Source organism: Paraburkholderia sp. BL6669N2 (assembly GCF_003387275.1).
Taxonomy (GTDB): Bacteria; Pseudomonadota; Gammaproteobacteria; order Burkholderiales; family Burkholderiaceae; genus Paraburkholderia.
On sequence record NZ_QUNA01000002.1, the window covers coordinates 969,225 to 987,819 of the forward strand.

General features: G+C 60.5%; 14 protein-coding genes and 1 pseudogene. 5 read left to right on the top strand and 10 right to left on the bottom strand.

Going from position 1 to position 18,595, the window contains the following annotated elements:
* Positions 1 to 204: 204 nt before the first annotated feature.
* The 3 genes from B0G80_RS26925 to B0G80_RS26935 all read right to left on the bottom strand — a co-directional run bounded on the left by B0G80_RS26925 (position 205) and on the right by B0G80_RS26935 (position 3,680).
* Positions 205 to 1,575 carry an FAD-binding oxidoreductase gene (locus B0G80_RS26925; RefSeq protein WP_116121032.1) on the bottom strand — a complete coding sequence of 457 codons (1,371 nt, stop codon included), beginning with the start codon at positions 1,573 to 1,575 and terminating at the stop codon, positions 205 to 207.
* A gap of 404 nt (positions 1,576 to 1,979) precedes the next feature.
* Positions 1,980 to 3,407 carry an alpha,alpha-trehalose-phosphate synthase (UDP-forming) gene (otsA, locus tag B0G80_RS26930; RefSeq protein ID WP_116121034.1) on the bottom strand — a complete coding sequence of 476 codons (1,428 nt, stop codon included), beginning with the start codon at positions 3,405 to 3,407 and terminating at the stop codon, positions 1,980 to 1,982.
* 108 nt (positions 3,408 to 3,515) lie between these two features.
* The gene (locus B0G80_RS26935; RefSeq protein ID WP_106286471.1) at positions 3,516 to 3,680 is read right to left on the bottom strand and encodes a zinc ribbon domain-containing protein; all 165 of its coding nucleotides are present in this window, start codon (positions 3,678 to 3,680) and stop codon (positions 3,516 to 3,518) included.
* 236 nt (positions 3,681 to 3,916) lie between these two features.
* Here B0G80_RS26935 and B0G80_RS26940 point away from each other — a divergent pair, with 236 nt between their 5' ends.
* Together B0G80_RS26940 and B0G80_RS48260 are read left to right on the top strand one after the other, a co-directional pair.
* On the top strand, positions 3,917 to 4,402 hold the full coding sequence (locus B0G80_RS26940; RefSeq protein ID WP_116121036.1) for an adenosine-specific kinase: 486 nt from the start codon (positions 3,917 to 3,919) through the stop codon (positions 4,400 to 4,402).
* A 42-nt stretch (positions 4,403 to 4,444) separates the two neighbouring features.
* The gene (locus tag B0G80_RS48260; RefSeq protein WP_408968342.1) at positions 4,445 to 4,756 is read left to right on the top strand and encodes a hypothetical protein; all 312 of its coding nucleotides are present in this window, start codon (positions 4,445 to 4,447) and stop codon (positions 4,754 to 4,756) included.
* Positions 4,757 to 6,003: 1,247 nt separating this feature from the next.
* On the opposite strand, the gene B0G80_RS26950 is transcribed toward B0G80_RS48260, so the two are convergent.
* Positions 6,004 to 7,554, bottom strand: a complete 1,551-nt coding sequence (locus B0G80_RS26950; protein WP_116121038.1) for an alpha/beta fold hydrolase — start codon at positions 7,552 to 7,554, stop codon at positions 6,004 to 6,006.
* A 115-nt stretch (positions 7,555 to 7,669) separates the two neighbouring features.
* Here B0G80_RS26950 and B0G80_RS26955 point away from each other — a divergent pair, with 115 nt between their 5' ends.
* On the top strand, positions 7,670 to 9,052 hold the full coding sequence (locus tag B0G80_RS26955; protein ID WP_116121040.1) for an NAD(P)/FAD-dependent oxidoreductase: 1,383 nt from the start codon (positions 7,670 to 7,672) through the stop codon (positions 9,050 to 9,052).
* A 284-nt stretch (positions 9,053 to 9,336) separates the two neighbouring features.
* Here B0G80_RS26955 and B0G80_RS26960 read toward each other — a convergent pair.
* The 6 genes and pseudogenes from B0G80_RS26960 to B0G80_RS26985 form a co-directional block, all read right to left on the bottom strand.
* A pseudogene (locus B0G80_RS26960) lies at positions 9,337 to 10,461 on the bottom strand (IS701 family transposase); the annotation flags it as partial.
* Between the two features lie 590 nt (positions 10,462 to 11,051).
* On the bottom strand, positions 11,052 to 11,951 hold the full coding sequence (locus tag B0G80_RS26965; protein WP_106285759.1) for a LysR family transcriptional regulator: 900 nt from the start codon (positions 11,949 to 11,951) through the stop codon (positions 11,052 to 11,054).
* Between the two features lie 72 nt (positions 11,952 to 12,023).
* Positions 12,024 to 13,280 (bottom strand): acyl-CoA dehydrogenase family protein, encoded by a 1,257-nt coding sequence (locus B0G80_RS26970; RefSeq protein ID WP_116121042.1) that lies wholly within the window; start codon positions 13,278 to 13,280, stop codon positions 12,024 to 12,026.
* Between the two features lie 24 nt (positions 13,281 to 13,304).
* Entirely contained in the window at positions 13,305 to 14,069 is a 765-nt protein-coding gene (locus tag B0G80_RS26975) for an SDR family oxidoreductase (RefSeq protein ID WP_116121044.1), read from the bottom strand.
* 36 nt (positions 14,070 to 14,105) lie between these two features.
* Positions 14,106 to 15,134 (bottom strand): phosphotransferase, encoded by a 1,029-nt coding sequence (locus B0G80_RS26980; protein WP_116121046.1) that lies wholly within the window; start codon positions 15,132 to 15,134, stop codon positions 14,106 to 14,108.
* Between the two features lie 24 nt (positions 15,135 to 15,158).
* On the bottom strand, positions 15,159 to 15,833 hold the full coding sequence (locus tag B0G80_RS26985) for a histidine phosphatase family protein (protein ID WP_116121048.1): 675 nt from the start codon (positions 15,831 to 15,833) through the stop codon (positions 15,159 to 15,161).
* A gap of 590 nt (positions 15,834 to 16,423) precedes the next feature.
* Here B0G80_RS26985 and B0G80_RS26990 point away from each other — a divergent pair.
* The gene (locus B0G80_RS26990) at positions 16,424 to 17,254 is read left to right on the top strand and encodes a phytanoyl-CoA dioxygenase family protein (protein WP_116121050.1); all 831 of its coding nucleotides are present in this window, start codon (positions 16,424 to 16,426) and stop codon (positions 17,252 to 17,254) included.
* 865 nt (positions 17,255 to 18,119) lie between these two features.
* Positions 18,120 to 18,533, top strand: coding sequence for a RidA family protein (locus B0G80_RS26995; protein WP_106285752.1), 414 nt, complete (start codon positions 18,120 to 18,122; stop codon positions 18,531 to 18,533).
* The last annotated feature ends 62 nt before the right edge of the window (positions 18,534 to 18,595 follow it).

An 18,595-nucleotide genomic window follows, 5' to 3' on the forward strand; every position in this document is an offset into this window, starting at 1 on the left:
ATATTCGCACAGCGTGTCTCAACCCTCTGCACAGGCAATGGAGTGCGGGGAACGTGAACCCCACGGAGTTCGCGCGACGTGGACGCTCTTCAAACGTGCGCGGCCCAAGCAAGTCACCCGGCAACGACGACGGCAATGTTTGCAGCGTGATCGCGCTGAACACCACCACGCGGCGCGGGCGCGCGAGGCCGCGCGCATAAATTTTCACGCTTTCGGTTTAATGTTCTGGTTGACTCGGAACAGGTTATTGGGATCGTACTTCGCCTTGATCGACGCAAGGCGCGTGTAGTTCTCGCCGTAGCTTAGTTCGACTCGGTTCTCGGCCTCGTCGGCGTCCAGGAAGTTGACGTAGGCGCCTTCCAGATTGAACGGGTGGATAGCCCCCCAGTAGGCACGGCCCCAGGTCTTAAGCGCCTCGGCATCCTTGGGATCCGGGCTGACCGCGGCAATTACCATCGAAAAAGACGCGTCCCGCGCGCTCCACGGCGTGGCATCCCTGGGGATCCGCCGAACGGCGCCGTCGATGGGGTAAAGATGCATCAGGCAGAACGGGGTCGGTGCCTTGAGCGCGTTAGCGATGTGCACGTCGATTGCCTCGTCAGGCAGCGCTTTGACAAAGTCGCCCTTCCAGTACCACTGCAAGCCTTTAGGGAAAAACGGGTCGAACAGACTGTTGATGGCAGTCCACGGCATCTCGCCCATCCAGTTGAACAGCGGGACGGGCAGTTTCTCGAGCAGCGAGGCCATGAGTTTCTGACCTTCCGCGATCGGCCCGTTGAAGGCACCGATCAGGGCACAGGCGCGTTTGTTCCAGTGCTCCTTGGGGAAGGGATCGGTTGGAGGTACGGTTTTGAGGCCGACAAACAGGCCAAGCTCTTCGGGGGCGTGTGGGATGAAGTCGCGGTACGTCGCCATAACTTGCCTGGCATCCTTGGCGTCCCAGAAGATCGGACCGGCGAACACCATTCTGGCTGGGTGGGCCTGAAATAGAAAACTTGTGACCACGCCGAAGTTGCCGCCGCCGCCGCGCACAGCCCAGAAGAGGTCAACATGCTTGTCCTTGTTAGCGGTGACGAAAGAGCCGTCGGCCAGCACTACATCCACCTCGAGCAAATTGTCGACTGTGAGGCCGTGCTTGCGCGTGAGGTAGCCGGTTCCTCCGCCCAGGGTCAGACCTGCGACGCCCGTGCTGCCGACGATGCCGAGCGGTACGGCGAGGCCAAAAGCGTGGGTCGCGTGATCGACATCCGCTGCAGTGCAGCCTGGTTCGACACGCACGGTGCGGCTCGCTGGGTCGACGCGCACGCTGCGCATCTGCGACAGGTCGATGACCAGGCCACCGTCGCAACTGCCCAAACCGGGACCGTTGTGTCCGCCTCCGCGGATTGCGAGAAGCAGTTTGTTTTCGCGCGCGTAGTTGACCGCTGCCATGACATCGGCGGCATCGGTGCAGCGGGCTATCACCTTGGGCCGCTTATCGATCATGCCGTTGTAGAGCGCTCGCGCCTCGTCGTAGTCCTTGTCTGACGGACCGATCGGCCTTCCGCGAAATCCCTGAATCGCAAACTCATCCATGACGCCGCCTCCTTGAATAGTTGGTCCATCGCGCACAGGCGCGATGAAGCGCTGCCGTCTTAAGAAGCCTCGCACCGAACTTTCGTTCGCGAGGCTGGCCTCGCACCCCACTTGATGAAAAGAATAGTGCGCCGACGCCATTGTCGGAAGGACCTTTCCGATTGACGACACTGACAGCAGAACGAGCGAGCAACGAGTCGAATGAAACTCGACCAAGCGGCGGTGGCTCTTTAGTTCAGCAGAAAAAAGGGGCGCGTCCAACCGGAGGACTTGACCGGCCAGACGGCATGAAAGCGTCCAGCGCAGCCTCAAATGGTCATTTGAATGGCCGGCATCGGGATTTCCGGAAGTCCCTTAACGGTCGGGAGTGTGAGTTCGCTGATGCGCGAGCCTGCCGACCGTGCTCAGCCAGATAGATGGTGCATACCGCTCGCCGCCTCTTCTTGCTGCCCGCAGTCTTCCAACGCTTGCAGAAATGTCGAACTCCACCAGTGCACATCGAACCTGCGGATTCGCTGAAGGAGCGCTTCATGCCGGTTGATCCGTTCATCGAGCGACATCGTTAGCGCCCGCTGGATGGCCTGCGCCGTGCCTTGCGTGTCGTAGGGATTGACCAGCAGCGCTTCCTTCAATTGCTCCGCGGCTCCGGCAAAGCGCGAGAGCACCAGCATGCCCGGATCGGCGGAGTCCTGTGCGGCGATGAATTCTTTCGCGACCAGATTCATGCCGTCCCGCAACGGCGTAACGAGCGCAACCCGACTCGCGCGATAAAGACCCGGCAGACGCTTTCGGGCCACGTTGCGATGAATGTAGCGCACCGGCATCCAGTCCAGTTCACCGAAGTCGCCATTGATCGCGCCGCACAGGCTATCCATCTGACGCCGCAGATCGTCGTAGGCGTCGACGTCCTCGCGGCTAGGGGAGGCGATCTGGATCAGCGTCGCACTATCGCGGTTTTCCGGGTAGAAGGTCAGCAGTTCGCGGAAAGCATGGACACGTTGCGGTAATCCCTTCGAGTAGTCCAACCGGTCGACGCCCACCAGCAAGCGCCGCCGCGAATACTCCTCGCGCATCCGCACAAACATGTCGCGCCCTTCCTTCGAGTCGGCAAGACGAATGAAGTCGTCGACGTCGATACCGATGGGGTACGCGCCGACCCGCAACGTTCGATTGAATGCCCGAAGACGATCCGGGCTCAACTGTCGTGCCTGCGCTTCCGATTCGACGTAGTGAGTGAAATGCGTCAGGTCGGCTTTGCTTTGAAAGCCCACCAGATCGTAGGCAAAGAGCGAGCGCATGAGCCATTCGTGTTCCGGAATCGCGGCCATGATTAGCGGCGGCGGCATCGGAATATGCAGGAAGAAGCCGATGCGGTTGTTACATCCCATGGCTCGCAACTCGGCCGCGAGCGGGATCAAATGATAGTCATGAACCCAGATGAGATCGTCAGGCTTCAATAGCGACAGCAACTTGTGCGCGAATAACTGGTTGACCCTCCGATAGCCTGCAGCGAATCGTGTGTCGAAATTGGCCAGGTCCAGCCGGTAGTGGAATACCGGCCATAAGACATTGTTGGCGTAACCCAGGTAATACGTATCGTGATCTTCCCGGCTTAAATCAAGTGTCGCGAGGGTGACGTTGCCCGCCGTTTGAACATGAACTTCGCCCCGGCCGACTGTTGCACCATCCGCCGCTTCGCAGATCTTGCCGCTCCAGCCAAACCAGAGCCCACCGGTCTGTAGCAGGCTGTCCTTTACCGCTACGGCGAGTCCGCCGGCTGCAGGCTTGCGAGGATCGGCAGTGCGATTTGAAACGACGACTAGACGACTCATGAGGTCCTTGTGCTGTTGCGCTCACGTGGCACCCACCGTCCGGACGCCAGGGGGGAGCGCCGACAGTGAATCATCCGCTCCATGGACGAGTTGTCGCGAACCAAGATTTCAGCTCTTTTTCGACGTCTTGGCGATAAATGGCGTGGGTACGTGCTGACACGTCTCGCTTCCGCACTTCGGGCAACTCGGATGGGCGCTCTCGTGTTCGGCGAGATGTTCAGCGTGCTCGAACAAATGGCCACACTTCTCGCAACGATATTGGTACGTTGGCATATGCACTTCTCCAACACGAATCCACCTGGCAGGCCTGATACGACTCACCAGCACTGCCCGGTACTGTGAGAAATCCATTCTAGTGCAGGAATGCACAGGCATGCGTCTCCGGTTCGTACTAGGCTTGATTATGGCCAAGACGGTCGCTGTCCGGCGAAACGTGATGAACTAACATCCGCCTGCTGGCCAAAACCGCCTCTGCGCAGTGTTCCTGGCGGCACAGAACGAGGTCAGATATGCAACTGCTTACGGTAACTATCGTCAAACCTGAAGCGACGAACTTCATCCTGGGGCAAAGCCACTTCATCAAGTCTGTCGAGGATCTGCACGAGGCAATGGTCGGTACCGTTCCGGGTATCAAGTTTGGTTTGGCCTTTTGTGAAGCGTCAGGTAAGCGTCTTGTGCGCCGGTCTGGCACCGACGCCGGCCTGGTCGAGTTGGCGTGCCAGAATGCGACGGCCATCGGCGCGGGCCACAGTTTCGTGATTTTTCTCGGCGACGGCTTTTACCCCGTCAATATTCTGAATGCGATAAAAACCGTGCCGGAGGTATGCCGGATATTCTGTGCGACAGCGAATCCCGCGCAGATTCTGGTTGCCGAGACGGAGCAAGGGCGCGGCATCGTGGGGGTGGTTGACGGGTTCCCGCCGCTCGGCGTGGAAAACGAGGAGGACGTTCAATGGCGTAAGGATCTGTTACGCGCTATCGGTTACAAAGCGTAGGTGTGGTGGCTCTCCTCGCGCGACTTGAGTGCCCATCGAACCATGGAACATTTACGCCGGCGGCCCGGCACCCTGTGGCCAGCCATCCTGCGTCAGAGTGAGCATGCGCTCCGTGGTGGCGCACTGCGGCCAATCGAGACAAGCCGGACGCTGCTCGAAGAACGCGGCCCACGCTTTCTCGTCCGCCAGATTTCCGGCTTTGCACGCAAGGAGGAAACGCGGCAGGCGCGCAAGATCGGAACGGGAGCGCCGCGCGGTGAAACCGTTCCTTCCTTACGATCCCGACCTCATTGTGGTCGATCTCTTGTCCGTGATCAAATTAACCTGAGAAACGAGGGTTGTTGCGTTTCGTAATGGTTTTTAGGCGGATAAGGAGCAAACGTTTCGGGAAACGAAATCGAATTGTCATGCCTCGGAAACAAATCAGTATTATTTGCCAGATTCAGGGCTTTGTAATGGTAGTTTCGCCGTCTTTTGGGCGACCCCGCTGCGTCGTGAAGGAGGCAACACTTCCCGTAGCCATGCGTAGCAATGTTTGGTCGCATATAACATCGCGCGCCTATCTGCCCGTCAAATTTCAGTGCGGCTTGGCTGGCGCGAATCGTTAATGACCCTGATCATCCGCATTTTGCATGTCTCAGAGGTCAACGCGTCTCCACGTTTCCTTCTTTTTGTTCCACTACCAAATCCCAGTTCGTGGAGGAAGTCACGATCATGCTCGAGAAGGTAGTGGTACGCTCTGGGATGATTTGTATACAGATTCTCTAGGCCGTCGGAGCCTAGAGCCGCACATCTTCGGGCCGTTTTTTGGTAGACACCATATGTGAGGCGGCTAGATCGCGCATTGCTCGATTTAATGTTTCGTGACCATTTCTCTGAACCGATCAGAGAAAATAAAGCCGAAACCGTGGGATCGGTGAGTAAATCATTCTAATTTTCCCTGCTAATATACGATCTCTTTTTGCGAATGGTCGCCCAACTGACTTCCGCAGTAAGTTCATAGAGGGCATCCGATGCCGGGACGAACTGACTTTGCATCAGGTTCAGAAAGTCAATCCGCTGTGCGGGAATGACATCCTCCATGCCACATTCTGAAGCGATCGCAGATTGCGGATTTGGCAGGGCGGACAATTGCGGAGTCCAATACTGGTGCTTCCGCAGGCGTTCTCTCAATCAAGGTACAGCAGCACTCGCCTCACCACGTTCGATACATTTAGCTTTCCATATTGAGTTGTGGAATTTTCGAAAAAGCTTCGCTGATAAAATCCATGAACACGATCGCCCTCTTCGGGACGAGGCGGTTTGCTGCATAGACTATTTGAATGGGCACCACGGGAGCGGCGAACTCACTTAGCGCTATCTGGTGACGGCTGGATTTGAGCCCTTCGGTGCGGCGCTCCGGGCGATATCGCGTTATCGAACTCCTCGACTTCCCAGAAACGGACGGCTACGCTAGCGGCGTTACTGAACTTGCTGGCGCTTCTGTGAACACTGCTAACGGCAATTGTGGGCGCCGACAATTGCCGCGCGCCGACGCGGTGGGTTTCGTGTGAATCACACTCTGTCCGAACTGAATCTCGTGCTGCCTCTGTCGTTTGCAATTACTCAGCGAGGCTGCCGATAAACTGCCTGATGTTGGCCAAGACAGGTTGCTGATCGCCCGCGAAGGCCCAGTGATCAGCGCCGTCGAGCTCGACAAATCGCGCCTGCGCGATGTGGCTGGCGAGATGCCGGCCCGCGCCGATGCGAACGGCGCGGTCGTCGCGACGGTGGAGTACCAACGTGGGCATTGAAATTCGCCCCAGAAGATGCCGCACGTCCATGTCGCGCAACGCCTCGAGCACGCCCTTGATGGTTCCCGGGCTTGACGCTGCCCGAAGCAAGCCGGCCCACCATGCTCTCGTTTGAGGATCGCCGGACAGGCTCGGCGCGAATGTCTCGATGCCTGCGGGCCCGCCCCAGACTGCGACGAGCTGCTGCAGCCACATTTCATACTGGCTGGCCTGCAGCGCGTGGGAATAGTCGTGCGTTGCAGTTCCCTTCGCCAACGAGGCGAACAGAATGAGACCAGCGACGCGGCTCGGCTGATCCACGGCAAACCTGATACATGGTGGTCCACCCTCTGACGCGCCGAACAGCACGACCCGGCGGCTGCCGGCGGCATCCAGCACGGTGCCGATGTCCTGCGCGGTCGCGTCGACGCTGGGATTGAATCCGATCCGGTCGGAGAGTCCGACGCCGCGACGATCGAGCAGGATGAGGCGACCCATTCCGGCGAGGGAGGACAGGAACGCCCGGCACCGGGGCTCCTCCCACAGCCGTTCGACGTGGGACACGAAACCGGGCAGTACCAGAAGATCAATACGGCCGGCGCCGTAGGTCTGGAATGCAAGATGAACACCGCCACCGCTGGCGTAGCGCGTCGACGGCGGGTCCGCGACGGGCAACGTTGCGCCGGCGCTCAGCAGCGCGCGGGTAGCGGATTCGGGGGCCACGTTGAGCTCGTCGTGAAGGCGCTGCGTCAGGGCCTCGAGGTGCCGCTGGGCCGTGGCGCGATCTCCGGCGAGCAGAAGGTTGCGGATCAGGTGACGTCCGTACACTTCGCTGAGCGGATCGAGTTCGACAAGACGGCCGGCGTGCTCGGCCGCGGCCGCGTAGTCACCGCCCGCATTCCTGTCGCGCACCACGCGTTCGAGCGCCTGGATCGCCCGGCCGCGCAAGGCCTCCCGGCGGAAAAAAGCCCAGTCGTCGAACTGTGGGCAGTCGCCAGGCGAAAAACCCTCGAGAAATTCGCCGAGATAGTAGCGGCTCGCCCGCTCGAAATCTCCGCAGTCGCAAGCCTGCTCGAACAGTTGGGAATCCACTCGCAGGTCGATCGCTGCCGACCAGCGAACTGTTGACCTGTCGGTGGTGAAAACGTCGTCGCCGAGCGTGAGCTGAAGGCGATGCAACAGACGCCGCAGCCGCGCCCGTACAACCTCCTCGGAGCCTTCCGGCCACAACATCGTGGCGATGACGTCGCGCCCGACTGGACCCTTCGCTTCGGCCAGGTAGATCAGCAGGGCCAGGCCTTTGCGCAAGGTTAACCGGCATAGTCCGTCGTCCCGGCGGATTTCCGGAAATCCAAGCGTGCGCACGTTGAACAGAGCCATGGCGAGGCGACCCTCAATGACGGCGTCCGGGGGACGCTCGGGGGACGAGGCAATCCTACCATTCCTGCAAACGGCGGGCGTCGGGCTCGTTTATAGATTTGACTGGAGGTTTGCCATGAAGCACCTGGGAGAGCATGCGATCGTAATCGGCGCCAGCATGGGTGGGTTGCTGGCCGCCCGCGCGCTGTCGGATTTCTATACCGTCGTCACCGTGCTCGAGCGCGACGCGTTTCCGGCGGCAGACATCGCGCGCAAGGGTGTGCCACAGGGTCGCCATACCCATGGGCTGCTTGCGCGCGGCAGCGCGGTACTCGAGGAATTCTTCCCGGGATATAACGCCGAGGTCGTCGCGCAAAGCGGCGGCTTGGTCGGTGACGTAGCCAACGATGTGATCTGGATCGGTCACAATGTTAGGCTTGCTAACGGGAAGAGCGACCTGATCGGCCTGCTTGCGAGCCGTCCGGTGCTCGAAGGCCATCTACGCCGACGACTGCTGGGGTTGTCGAACGTGCGCCTGATAGAAAATTGCGCTGTTCGGGGTCTCGCCACCGACTCCGTTCGCAAGCGCGTGACGGGTGTGCGCACAGGTGTCGAGGGCGAGCCGGGAGCGATCATCAACGCGGACCTTGTCGTTGATGCGAGTGGCCGTGGCTCGTCAAGTGCGGCGTGGCTTGAAGAGCTCGGCTACCAACCTCCCGCCAGTGAGAAAGTCGAGATCGGTATCTGCTACATGACCCGTACCTATCGGCGCTGGCCGACTGATCTCGACGGCAAGCACGATATCGTTGTCGCCGGTAGTGCGCCGACCTGGCGCAACGGCGTCATGCTCGCGCAGGAAAGCGACAGCTGGATCGTCAGCGCTGGCGGTTTTCTCGGTGACGATGCACCCGACAACGACCAGGGCTTTCTCACGTATCTGGCGACGCTGCCGACCATGGAGATTCACGACATTGTCGCACGTGCGGAGCCGCTAGCCGATTACAGGCGCTACCGCTACGTCTGTAGCCTGCGCCGCCGGTATGAGCAGCTTGCACGCTTCCCCGAGAGCTACCTGGTTTTCGGTGACGCCGTCTGCAGCTTCAACCCCGTGTACGGGCAGGGCATGACGGTCGCGGCGGAGGAAGCGCTGACGCTGCAGCAGTGCCTGCGCGCGGGCTCGAACGAGCTTGCGCGTCGATTCTTCAGGGCTGCCGCGAAGATCGTCGATATTCCGTGGCACATAGCGGTTGGTAACGACCTTCGCCATCCACGAGTCAAGGGAGCGCGCTCGCCGATGCTGCGTTTCATCAACTGGTACATCGGCAAGCTTCATGTTGCCGCGACACGCGACAGCACGCTGGCGACCGAGTTTTTGAAAGTTATAAACCTGATGATGCCGCCGTCGTCGCTGCTCAGTCCTGCGATTGCGAGGCGGGTCTGGCAGGGTAACCGGAGGCCAGTACTATCGGCTTCCTTGCCTGCAGTCGAAGCAGCGCCGCAAAAAGGCGCACCGTCATGACCGGACATCACGGTGGTGACCGGGAAAGGCGCCCAAAGCGTGCTCGCCACTCTGTCGCTACGATCCACCGTTTCTGAATCTAATACTACAGCCGTAGATCTGGGTAAACTGGAGGCACACATCCTCGTCTTCGGTAGTGGCACTGCTGGGCGCGGTACTGGTGTCGGCGCCGCCATGCCGAACAGGACAACACGTACGCGATAGAGTGGGCGCCGCGCCACAGGATGCGACAGAGCAGCCGGCGGATCTCCTGCACGCTGAGCGGCACCAAACCTTCAGGTGTTTTTTTTGCCGTGCACCCGCAGGGTGACGAGTACTGCATGGGCCAGCAGAGCCAGCGTGATGTGGCGATACCAGCCTTGCCATCGGCGCACCTCATACTGATCGAGTCCGCATTCGCCTTTGGTCGCCTCGAAGCCGGTCTCGATTTCCCACCTGCGGCCCGCGACGTTCACCAGGGTTTGCCGTGTGGCCTTGCTGCGCGGTGCGTATACGACGTAATACGCATGTTCGCGTTGCTCGTCCAGGCTGCGTCGCACCAGCAGGTAATGCCCGAAGCGGCGCTCCTCTTCGGTGATCTGCAAGCGCCACAGCGGAGTCAGCGCCCAGTCATACAGGCGCTCGCCCTTGGCGCCGGCACCCGCTGACAGGCGGCGCCATGCCCTTGCCGGCAGGGCCTCGGCGATCCGGTCTGCCCGTACGTACTCTGGACCTTTCCACCATAGGGGTTCGTTCTTCGCAACGGCCAGCACGAAAGACTGGCCGCGCGACTCGAGCCACAGCCGCAGGTGACGGTCACCGCCGTAGACTTCATCCCCCGTGACCCAGCCGCACGGCACCCCTGCGTCCAGCGCCCGCTCAAGCATACGACGCGCAAGCTGTGGCTTCGTTGCGAATTCCACCGACCCGGGAATGCCCGCTGCCTCGCAGCGCACCCGGTCATCGGTCCACACCTTGGGTACATACAGTTCGCGGTCGATGAACGCACTGCCGCCACGACCGGCATAGCAGAGGAACACGCCGATCTGGCTGTTCTCGATACGACCTGCCGTGCCACTGTACTGGCGTTGAACACCGGCCGAGTGCTGTCCCTTCTTGAGGAAGCCGGTCTCGTCCACAATCAGCACCGCGTCACGCTCGCCCAGTTCTTCCACTACATAGCTACGCAGCACATCGCGAGCGGCATCCGCGTCCCATTGCGCCCGCTCCAGCAGGTGCTGTACGCCATCGGGTGTCGCTTCGCCGATCCATTCGGCGAGTTGCCAGCCGTTCTTGCGCTCGACTGTACCCAGCAGGCCCTTCAGGTATGCGAGCGACCGCTGTCGGGGCTCCGGACGCCTGAACAGTTCCCCGAGCCGCTGGTGCAGTACCTCCAGTTCACGCTCCCACGCTTTTGCAGTCGAATGCATAGCCTTAACGTATAGTAATCCTTAATTATTTGAGTATAGTAAAAAAATCTACGGCTGTAGTACTAAGCGTTCACGGCGGCAGGTCAGGCGAGCGGTCGGAAAAACGGTTTCTTGCCATCCCTTACGCCAATTTCATGAATATTGGCAACGGCCGATGACCTGCCGACCAACTCGGCGCGGCGAACGTCCGCTGCACTCGATCTTAAGTCGCTCGACCTCTACGTTCATGGTCGGGTTGCACGTGGGGCGGCTCCATCCGGTTGGCGGGTGCAACGCGGGATGACCATGGAAGATTTATGGTTAGAACGTGTCAATTTCGGAAGTGATTTGGGTAAGAGATGCGGCAAAGGAGGGCATTTACGGGTTGAAATAAGGCAAAAACGGAAGTCATTTGGTTGAATCTCCAGAAGCGAATCGAGTTCCTCTTACATATTTTTGTGTAGTTAACCAAAACTTCCAGATGGAAGTTTTGGTTAACTACACACAGCGTGTTCGAAGCGGTGCCGACCAGGTTCCATACATTTGCTTTGTCCGGGTCGGCACTCGCCTGGCAGACGCGGCCTTGTGCGAAAACACCGATGCGCGACGCATCACATGAGCTTGTCGCACATCAGCTCGATCATCTTTCCCCGAAGCCACAAGCTCGCCTGGTCCTGCTCGCTGCTGCGATGCCAGTACAAATGCCATTCCAGTTCGGAGAGCGGAAACGGCAGATCGACCATGCGCGCGTCGTGACGCTTCAGCAACTGTGTCGGCGCGGTCAGCGCAAGGTCGGTTCGCAAGGCGACGAGCGGCGCGACCATGTAATGCTGCACGCGCATTTGTATGCGCCTCTGCTTGCCTAGCCGCTTAAGCTCGGCGTCGACGATCCCGCTCCCCTGACGCCGGCTCGACACCTGAATATGGCCAAGCGCGAGGTAGTCGTCCATCGTGAGTGTCTCGCCGGTGAACGGATGATCGTGGCGCAGCATGCAGGCGTACCGGTCGCGGCCGAGGCGCGCCTGATGCAGTTGCGGATCATCGATAAGCGGCGCGTCGATGGCAAAGTCGATCTTGCCAGTGGCGAGCGCGGTGCTGACCTCGCTTCGCGGGGTGAAATAAGACTCGATGCGCATGCCGGGCGCCTGCTGTTGCAACAGCTCGCCGAGCGTCGGCAGCAGGATTGCTTCGGTCAAATCGGGCATGCTGAGGCGAAAGGTGCGCTCGGACGCGGCCGGGGCGAACACGTCGCCTTCGGTCGCGCTCGCCTCGAGCAATTGCAGCCCTTCACGCACGCGCCCGATGATGTTCTCCGTGAACGGCGTAGGCACCATTCCGGACGACGTGCTGACGAACAGCGGATCATCGAACGCCTTGCGCATGCGTGCGAGCGCATTGCTGACCGCGGGCTGCGTGATGAAGAGCGCCTCGGCCGCGCGGGTCAGGTTGCGCTTCTCGTAGATCGACTCCAGTACCACGAACAGGTTCAGATCCAGCTTTGGTGAACGCATCTCACAGTCTCCGTTTGCCCATCATCATAAACGGGAGGCGCTGTGAGGATGCGTACGTTTGCTTCGATTTCGTCAGGCACAGTCACGCGGCGGCACGTTCAGATAGGCCGCCATTGCACCGGGTCGCTCCTTGCCTTGCGCCAGTTCCATTTTCGCGATTGCCTGGAGATGGACCTCGTCGGGACCGTCGGCGTAACGCAACGCCCGTCCCCAGGTCCAGTGATCGGCGAGCGGCGTGTCCGGGCTCACGCCCATCGCGCCGAATACCTGCATCGCACGATCGCACACCGCCGTATGCACCTGCGGAATCAGCGCCTTGATCATCGAGATTTCCTTGCGCGCCTCTTTCGCGCCGACCTCGTCGAGCAGCCACGCTGTCTTGAGCACGAGCAAGCGCGCCTGATCGATCTCGATGCGCGATTTCGCGATCCACTCGCCGATCGTGCCGTGCTGATGCAGATACTTGCCGAACGTCTTGCGCTCCTGAGCACGCTCGATCATCAGTTCGAGCGCGAGCTCGGCCGCGCCGATCGAGCGCATGCAGTGGTGAATGCGCCCCGGCCCGAGCCGCGCTTGCGCGAGCGCAAATCCGCTGCCTTCTTCGCCGAGCAGATTCGACGCGGGCACGCGAACATTCGTGAACGTGATCTCGCAATGTCCTTCCGGCGAGATGTGATTCATGACCGGGATATTGCGTACGACCGTCACGCCGGACGTGCCTGCCGGCACGAGGATCATGCTCTGCTGACGATGGCTTTCGGCATCCGGATCGGTCTTGCCCATCACGATGAACAGCTTGCAGTTCGGATGCGCAGCGTTCGTGATAAACCATTTGCGGCCATTGATCACGTAGTCGTCGCCATCGCGGCGAATGGAGGTCGTGATGTTGGTCGCGTCGGAGGAGGGCACATCCGGCTCGGTCATCGCGAACGCGGAGCGGATTCGGCCATCGAGCAGCGGCACGAGCCATGTTTCGCGCTGCGCGGGCGTCGCGAACATGTGCAGCAGTTCCATGTTGCCGGTATCGGGCGCATTGCAGTTGAAGACCTCGGACGCCCACGAAACGCGGCCCATGATCTCCGCGAGCGGCGCGTATTCGAGGTTCGTGAGACGCGTGCCGGGCTCGCCGTCCTTCAGGTGCGGCAGGAAGAGATTCCACAGGCCCTCTGCCTTGGCCATGGCTTTGAGATCTTCCATGAACGAGACGGGGAAGCGCCCCGCGTGCACTTCGTCGTGCCACTGACGCTGCCGCGGCACGATATGCTCGTCCATGAAACTGCGCACGCGGCGCATCAGGTCTTCAACTTTCGGGTAATGTGCGAAAAACATGATGGGTTCCTTTCGCGCGGTTGGCTAGATCGTCAGGCCGCCATCGACGACGATGCATTCGCCGTTCGTATAGCTCGCCGCATCGGATACGAGATAGAGCACGGTGCCGGCCATTTCGTCGGGTTCGCCGTGGCGGCGCAGCGGGATCGCGTTGATCCAGCGCTCGTAGACCGCCTTGTCATCGAACAGCGCGCCGGCGAACTTCGTTTTGGTGAGGCCCGGCAGAATCGCATTCACGCGGATGCCGAACGGGCCGCACTCTTTCGCGAACGCCTTCGTCATGTTGACGACGGCCGCTTTGGTGATCGAGTAAATGCCCTGCATGTCGCCCGGTTGGAGCGCGTTGACGGAAGCCGTGTTGACGATGCTGCCGCGGCCCTGCGCCTTCATCATCTTGCCGGCTTCGACGGACATGAAGAAGTAGCCGCGCAGGTTCACATCGACGGTCTTGTTGTAGGCGGCGAGGTCCGTATCGAGGATATGGCCGAAGTACGGATTGGCCGCGGCGTTGTTGACGAGTATGTCGAGCCGGCCGTGCTTCTCGCGGATATGGCTGAACAGGAGCGCGATATCTTCCATGCGGCCGACGTGGCATGCGAACGCTTCAGCGCTGGCGCCCGATACGCGGATGCGCGCGGCGACCGATTCGCAATCTTCCACTTTGCGGCTCGATACGATGACATGTGCACCTTGTTCGGCCAGCAGCGCCGCGATGGCCTCGCCGATGCCGCGGCTCGCGCCCGTCACGAGGGCGATGCGTCCCGTGAGGTCGAAGAGTTTCGTAGTCAATGTCGTTCCTTTTGACGGGTTGAGAAAGATCGTCCGCTACGCGAGCAGGTCCTCGGCGAGCCGGGCGAGCGGTTCGACCATGCGGCCGACCTCGTGCGCATCCGCGCTCGATGCATTGCCCTGCAACGCGCGCGCCTTCACGCCCTGAGCGATCGAGGCGAGGCGGAAGAAGCTGAATGCGAGACAGAAGTTCCAGTTGCCGATGTCGCTGAGACCGCGCAATGCGCAGTACTGTGCGAGGATCTCCTCCTCCTCGGGGATGCCCAGCGCAGTGCGATCGTGACCGCGAAGCCCGGTGATATGCCCCTTCGACGGCAGGCGCAGGCACATGCAGAAGTACGCGAGGTCCGCGAGCGGATTGCCGAGGGTCGAGAGTTCCCAGTCGAGCACGGCGCGCACGCGCGGTGCGTCGTCGGCAAAGATGAGGTTGTCGATGCGGAAATCGCCGTGCACGAGCGCCGGGCGTGGCGAATCGGTCTGGCAATGGCTCGGCAGCCAGTCGATGAGCGCTTCCATCGGCGGGATCCGCTCCGTTTCGGAAGCGCGATACTGCTTCGTCCAGAGTTCGACCTGTCGCTGAAAGTAGTTGCCGGGCCGGCCATAGTCACCGAGACCGACGCTTTCCGGATCGACGTCATGGAGTGCCGCGAGTGTCGAAACGATCGATGTGTAGTAGTCGCGCCGCGCGTCGCGATCGACTTCGGGCAGGGCAGGGTTCCAGAAGATGCGGCCGGGCTCGTAGCTCATCACATAGAACAGGCTGCCGATGACGTCGCGGTCTTCACAGAGATGCCAGACGCGCGCCACGGGAACCGGCGTTTGCGCGAGCGCGCTCAGCACGCGAAACTCGCGATCGACTGCGTGAGCGGACTTGAGCAAAGTCCCAGGCGGCTGGCGGCGCAGGACATAGCGGCGGCCTTGTGCGTCGAGTAGCCACGTAGGGTTGGACTGGCCGCCCGCGAACTTCGTCGCATGCACCGGCCCACGAAAGCCAGGGAGATGTTGCTCGAGATAAGGCGTGAGCCGGTCGATGTCGAGAGACGAGCTGGATCGTTCGCTGTTCATATGCTTCCGTGCATGACAGATGGACTAACCGTAGGTTTGAAACGCGTGACGCTGTGGATCGTCGAGATGCGCGATGCCGTTGAAGCTCGATAGCTGAATCGCTTCGCGGTTGAAGAAGCAATGCGTGACACTGCTGTTGCGGACCTGCATGTTGAGTTCGATGGCCATCGCAGCAGGGGCTTGCAAGATCTGCTGCATGAAAGCGCCTATCACGCCGCCGGAAGTGACCACCAGGACGCGTCGTGCGCCGCATTGCTGAATGGCCACGCGCGCAGCGGCCACGCGCTTCTGGAACGCGCGCCATGTTTCGGGCACGCGATCGTCGAGGGCGCATTCACACCAGAGATGCAGGACCGCCCGCAATGCCTTGAAGAATTCACGCGGGCTGCGTTTCGCGGATTCGACGAGACGGAGATCTTCATCGCGCAGGGCGCGAAAGAGGGCGTGAAAGTCGTATTCGTCGAGTCCGGGATGAATCTCGCATTCGACGTCTGCACCCGATGTGGCGAGGCGGATCGCGTCGAGCGTCTCGGCGTGACGCAGCAGCGAGCCGGTCATCACCCGATCGAATCGGATGCCGTTGCGCGCGAAGTGCTCACCAAGCCAGATGCTCTGCTGCTTGCCGGTATCCGAGAGACGATCGTAGTCCTGGCTGCCCAGTGACGCCTGTCCGTGCCGCACCAGAAAGAGTTCTGCCATTGCTTCTTCCGCGATTCGAGTCGGTGGAAGCAGCTTAGGGGCGTCGCCGGTATTGATGAACTTTATTTTTTGAATGCGTGGTCATTCACAGTGGTGATGGATGATCGCATGAGCCGATCGATCCCGGGGACAGCACACGGGAAATACATCGGCGCTGTGCTCGGCGATGCGTGGGAAGTCTCGCCCGGTCGACTTCCGCGCGCGGTGTTGCGTCTCGCTCGGCGTATTCCGCGCACAGCGCCTCGGGAACTCGCGCGCGCTAGCAGCGGCGCTTCGGTGACCGCACCCAATCGGTTGGGCGCAATTCAGTTGGTGTTTCCCCCTAGCTCGTTCACCTTGATTGTAGGCCTATGCGCCGCTAATATTTGGCCGTTAAGACGCTGTTTATAGGCCGCTAATACGTAATATTGATGAGGGTGATTTGAAAGGGCAGCGGCCGCTGGCCGCGAGCTGGATGGCAATCATGCGGCGGCCTGCGCCGCGACCCGGTGCACTTATCGGGCGTTGAGCATGTGCGAGGTCGAACAGATCGGACATCGTCACCCGATGTATTGCAAACGTTGTTGTCAAAGAGGAAGGAGGAGATTTCCATGCAAGTGACAGAGCAAATGAAGCGAGACTTGGCGCGTGACGGTGCCATCGTCGTCCGAGGTCTGTTCTCGCCGGAGCGGCTCAAGCGGATGCGGGAGGCTTTCGACTATGGGATCGCTCACCCGAGCCCGTTGCACGGCCTGGCCTATGAGGGGACGCCCTATGAGACCTTTAACGACTACGGCAACGTCGAGAACCGCGATGTGCACGTCGCGACGGTCAAGGAATTGGGACTCGATGAATTCGTGGCGTCTCTCTGGGACACTGAGAACCTGTGGTTTGTCGGAGAAGAACTGTTCATCAAGAAGGGCGGCAATGCCGGCCGGTCGCCTTGGCACCAGGACAACTCGTACGTGCCGGTGAGCGGGCCGCAGATGCTCAACATCTGGACCAGCTTCGAAAAGATTCCCCGGCATAACGCACTCGAATTCGTCCGCGGTTCCCACGCCGGCGTTCAGTACAACGGCACTTCCTACAACGATGCGAATGACCACACCGCGCCGCTGTGGATCGATTGCGAGTGGCCCCGGCTCCCCGATATCGAGGCCGACCGCGCCAAGGACCCGGCGGCGTGGGATGTCTTTACCTGGGATCTGGAGCCTGGCGATGCGCTGGTGTTTCATTCCGGCATGCTGCACGGCGGCGCTCCAGTGACCCCGGATTGCCCCGATCGCCACACGCTGGTCTACCGGTTCTACGGCGACAAGGTGTATTACCGGCCTCTGCCGACCCGCGGGTGCAACTTCCCTTACGACATCAGTGAACTCAACGATCCGTCGTTGGAACCGGGCGAACCGTACCGGTCGTCTTCTTGCACGCAGCTGCGATGACCCGCAGGACATCGAACCGGGCGCGACGATCATAATTTCGATGCCGTGTTCGCACGGCACTTCACTTTATTCTGCCAGGGCGCGGTCGGAAACGTTCATGAACTGTCGCGATACGTACTTCCAGAACCGTAGTCGCGACAGCCCTGGCCGATCCCGTCCGTTCGCTGGCGATGCGCCATGCTGCAGGGCCCATGCGCGGCTGACCGAACCTGGCGATCGCTCAACGAATCGCTGAACCGGACCCGCGCCACGCAGTTTCAGGTTGAACAGGAGAGTTTTTTCTGGTGCGCGCCTTCGTCAGGAGTTTGCAGACGGGCTCGTTGTGTACCTCGAGGTCGCGAAGCATCAATTCCTTTACCACTCTTTAGCAATCCGAATGGAATGCTTGTCGGCCAGCGGATGAACGATAGCGTCACACCAGTTTCGTAGACCCATGCATCGATGCGTCTTGCCGGCGATCTCCGGATCGTTGTCCACCTTCATGGATGTGGGCAAGCCTCGTGCTTTCTCCAAGCGCCTAAGAACATGCTTGACACACCCGGCAATGAGTTGTCAGCCCTGACAACCAGGAACTCGCGTGCTCGCGACTGCTTCGGTAACCGAATCAAATCGTTCTCGCGTCGTTCAGTCGGTGTTTCTCCCTAGCGTGACGACCTTGCTTATGGGCCGAGTCGCCGCTAATATTTGGCCATGCAGACGTTGTTTTTAGGCCAACAATACGTGGTTTGAGGCGAGCTTGCGAAAGGCGATGGCTGGAAAGGTGGCGGCCGCTCTGTTTCTCAACGAGATTTCAATTTGAAGGGTGGAGCAGCCGGTTTCGCACCCCCTGTTTTCGTCAATTCATCCAGGTAGAGAGGTTCACATCATGGCAGTGACCACGAAGCGTCAATCGATTGTTCCGCCTCCGTTTCAGGCGTTCTACGACGCGTACCACTTCTCGCCGGCGACACGCGTGGGCGACACGATCTGGGTCTCCGGTCAGGTCGGGGTCGACGCAGACGTAAAGCCCGCTGAAGGCATGCAGGCGCAGGCACAGATCGCGTTCGAGTGCGTGAAGCTCGTGCTCGAAGAAGCCGGTGCGAGCCTGGCTGACGTCGTTGAACTGACGACCTTCCACACTGATTTGCGCGGCGAATTGGAAGCGTTCACGACGATCAAGGATCAGTACTTCCCGAGCCGCTATCCGTCATGGACCGCCGTGGGTGTGACGCAGTTGGCCCTTCCCGGTCTGTGCGTCGAGATTCGCGCGGTGGCGGTGGCGGGGTCCGGCGAAGGCTGAGCGGTTTGGCCGCGACGCGTCAGGAATGAATCAGATACCACGTCTTACATATAAGAGTGAGA

Coding starts and splice junctions, on each gene's coding strand:
- B0G80_RS26955 (WP_116121040.1), top strand. CDS start 7,670: ATGAAGCACCTGGGAGAGCATGCGATCGTAATCGGCGCCAGCATGGGT.
- B0G80_RS26995 (WP_106285752.1), top strand. CDS start 18,120: ATGGCAGTGACCACGAAGCGTCAATCGATTGTTCCGCCTCCGTTTCAG.
- B0G80_RS26965 (WP_106285759.1), bottom strand. CDS start 11,951: ATGCGTTCACCAAAGCTGGATCTGAACCTGTTCGTGGTACTGGAGTCG.
- B0G80_RS48260 (WP_408968342.1), top strand. CDS start 4,445: ATGGAACATTTACGCCGGCGGCCCGGCACCCTGTGGCCAGCCATCCTG.
- B0G80_RS26990 (WP_116121050.1), top strand. CDS start 16,424: ATGCAAGTGACAGAGCAAATGAAGCGAGACTTGGCGCGTGACGGTGCC.
- B0G80_RS26980 (WP_116121046.1), bottom strand. CDS start 15,134: ATGAACAGCGAACGATCCAGCTCGTCTCTCGACATCGACCGGCTCACG.
- B0G80_RS26970 (WP_116121042.1), bottom strand. CDS start 13,280: ATGTTTTTCGCACATTACCCGAAAGTTGAAGACCTGATGCGCCGCGTG.
- B0G80_RS26935 (WP_106286471.1), bottom strand. CDS start 3,680: ATGCCAACGTACCAATATCGTTGCGAGAAGTGTGGCCATTTGTTCGAG.
- otsA (WP_116121034.1), bottom strand. CDS start 3,407: ATGAGTCGTCTAGTCGTCGTTTCAAATCGCACTGCCGATCCTCGCAAG.
- B0G80_RS26950 (WP_116121038.1), bottom strand. CDS start 7,554: ATGGCTCTGTTCAACGTGCGCACGCTTGGATTTCCGGAAATCCGCCGG.
- B0G80_RS26985 (WP_116121048.1), bottom strand. CDS start 15,833: ATGGCAGAACTCTTTCTGGTGCGGCACGGACAGGCGTCACTGGGCAGC.
- B0G80_RS26940 (WP_116121036.1), top strand. CDS start 3,917: ATGCAACTGCTTACGGTAACTATCGTCAAACCTGAAGCGACGAACTTC.
- B0G80_RS26925 (WP_116121032.1), bottom strand. CDS start 1,575: ATGGATGAGTTTGCGATTCAGGGATTTCGCGGAAGGCCGATCGGTCCG.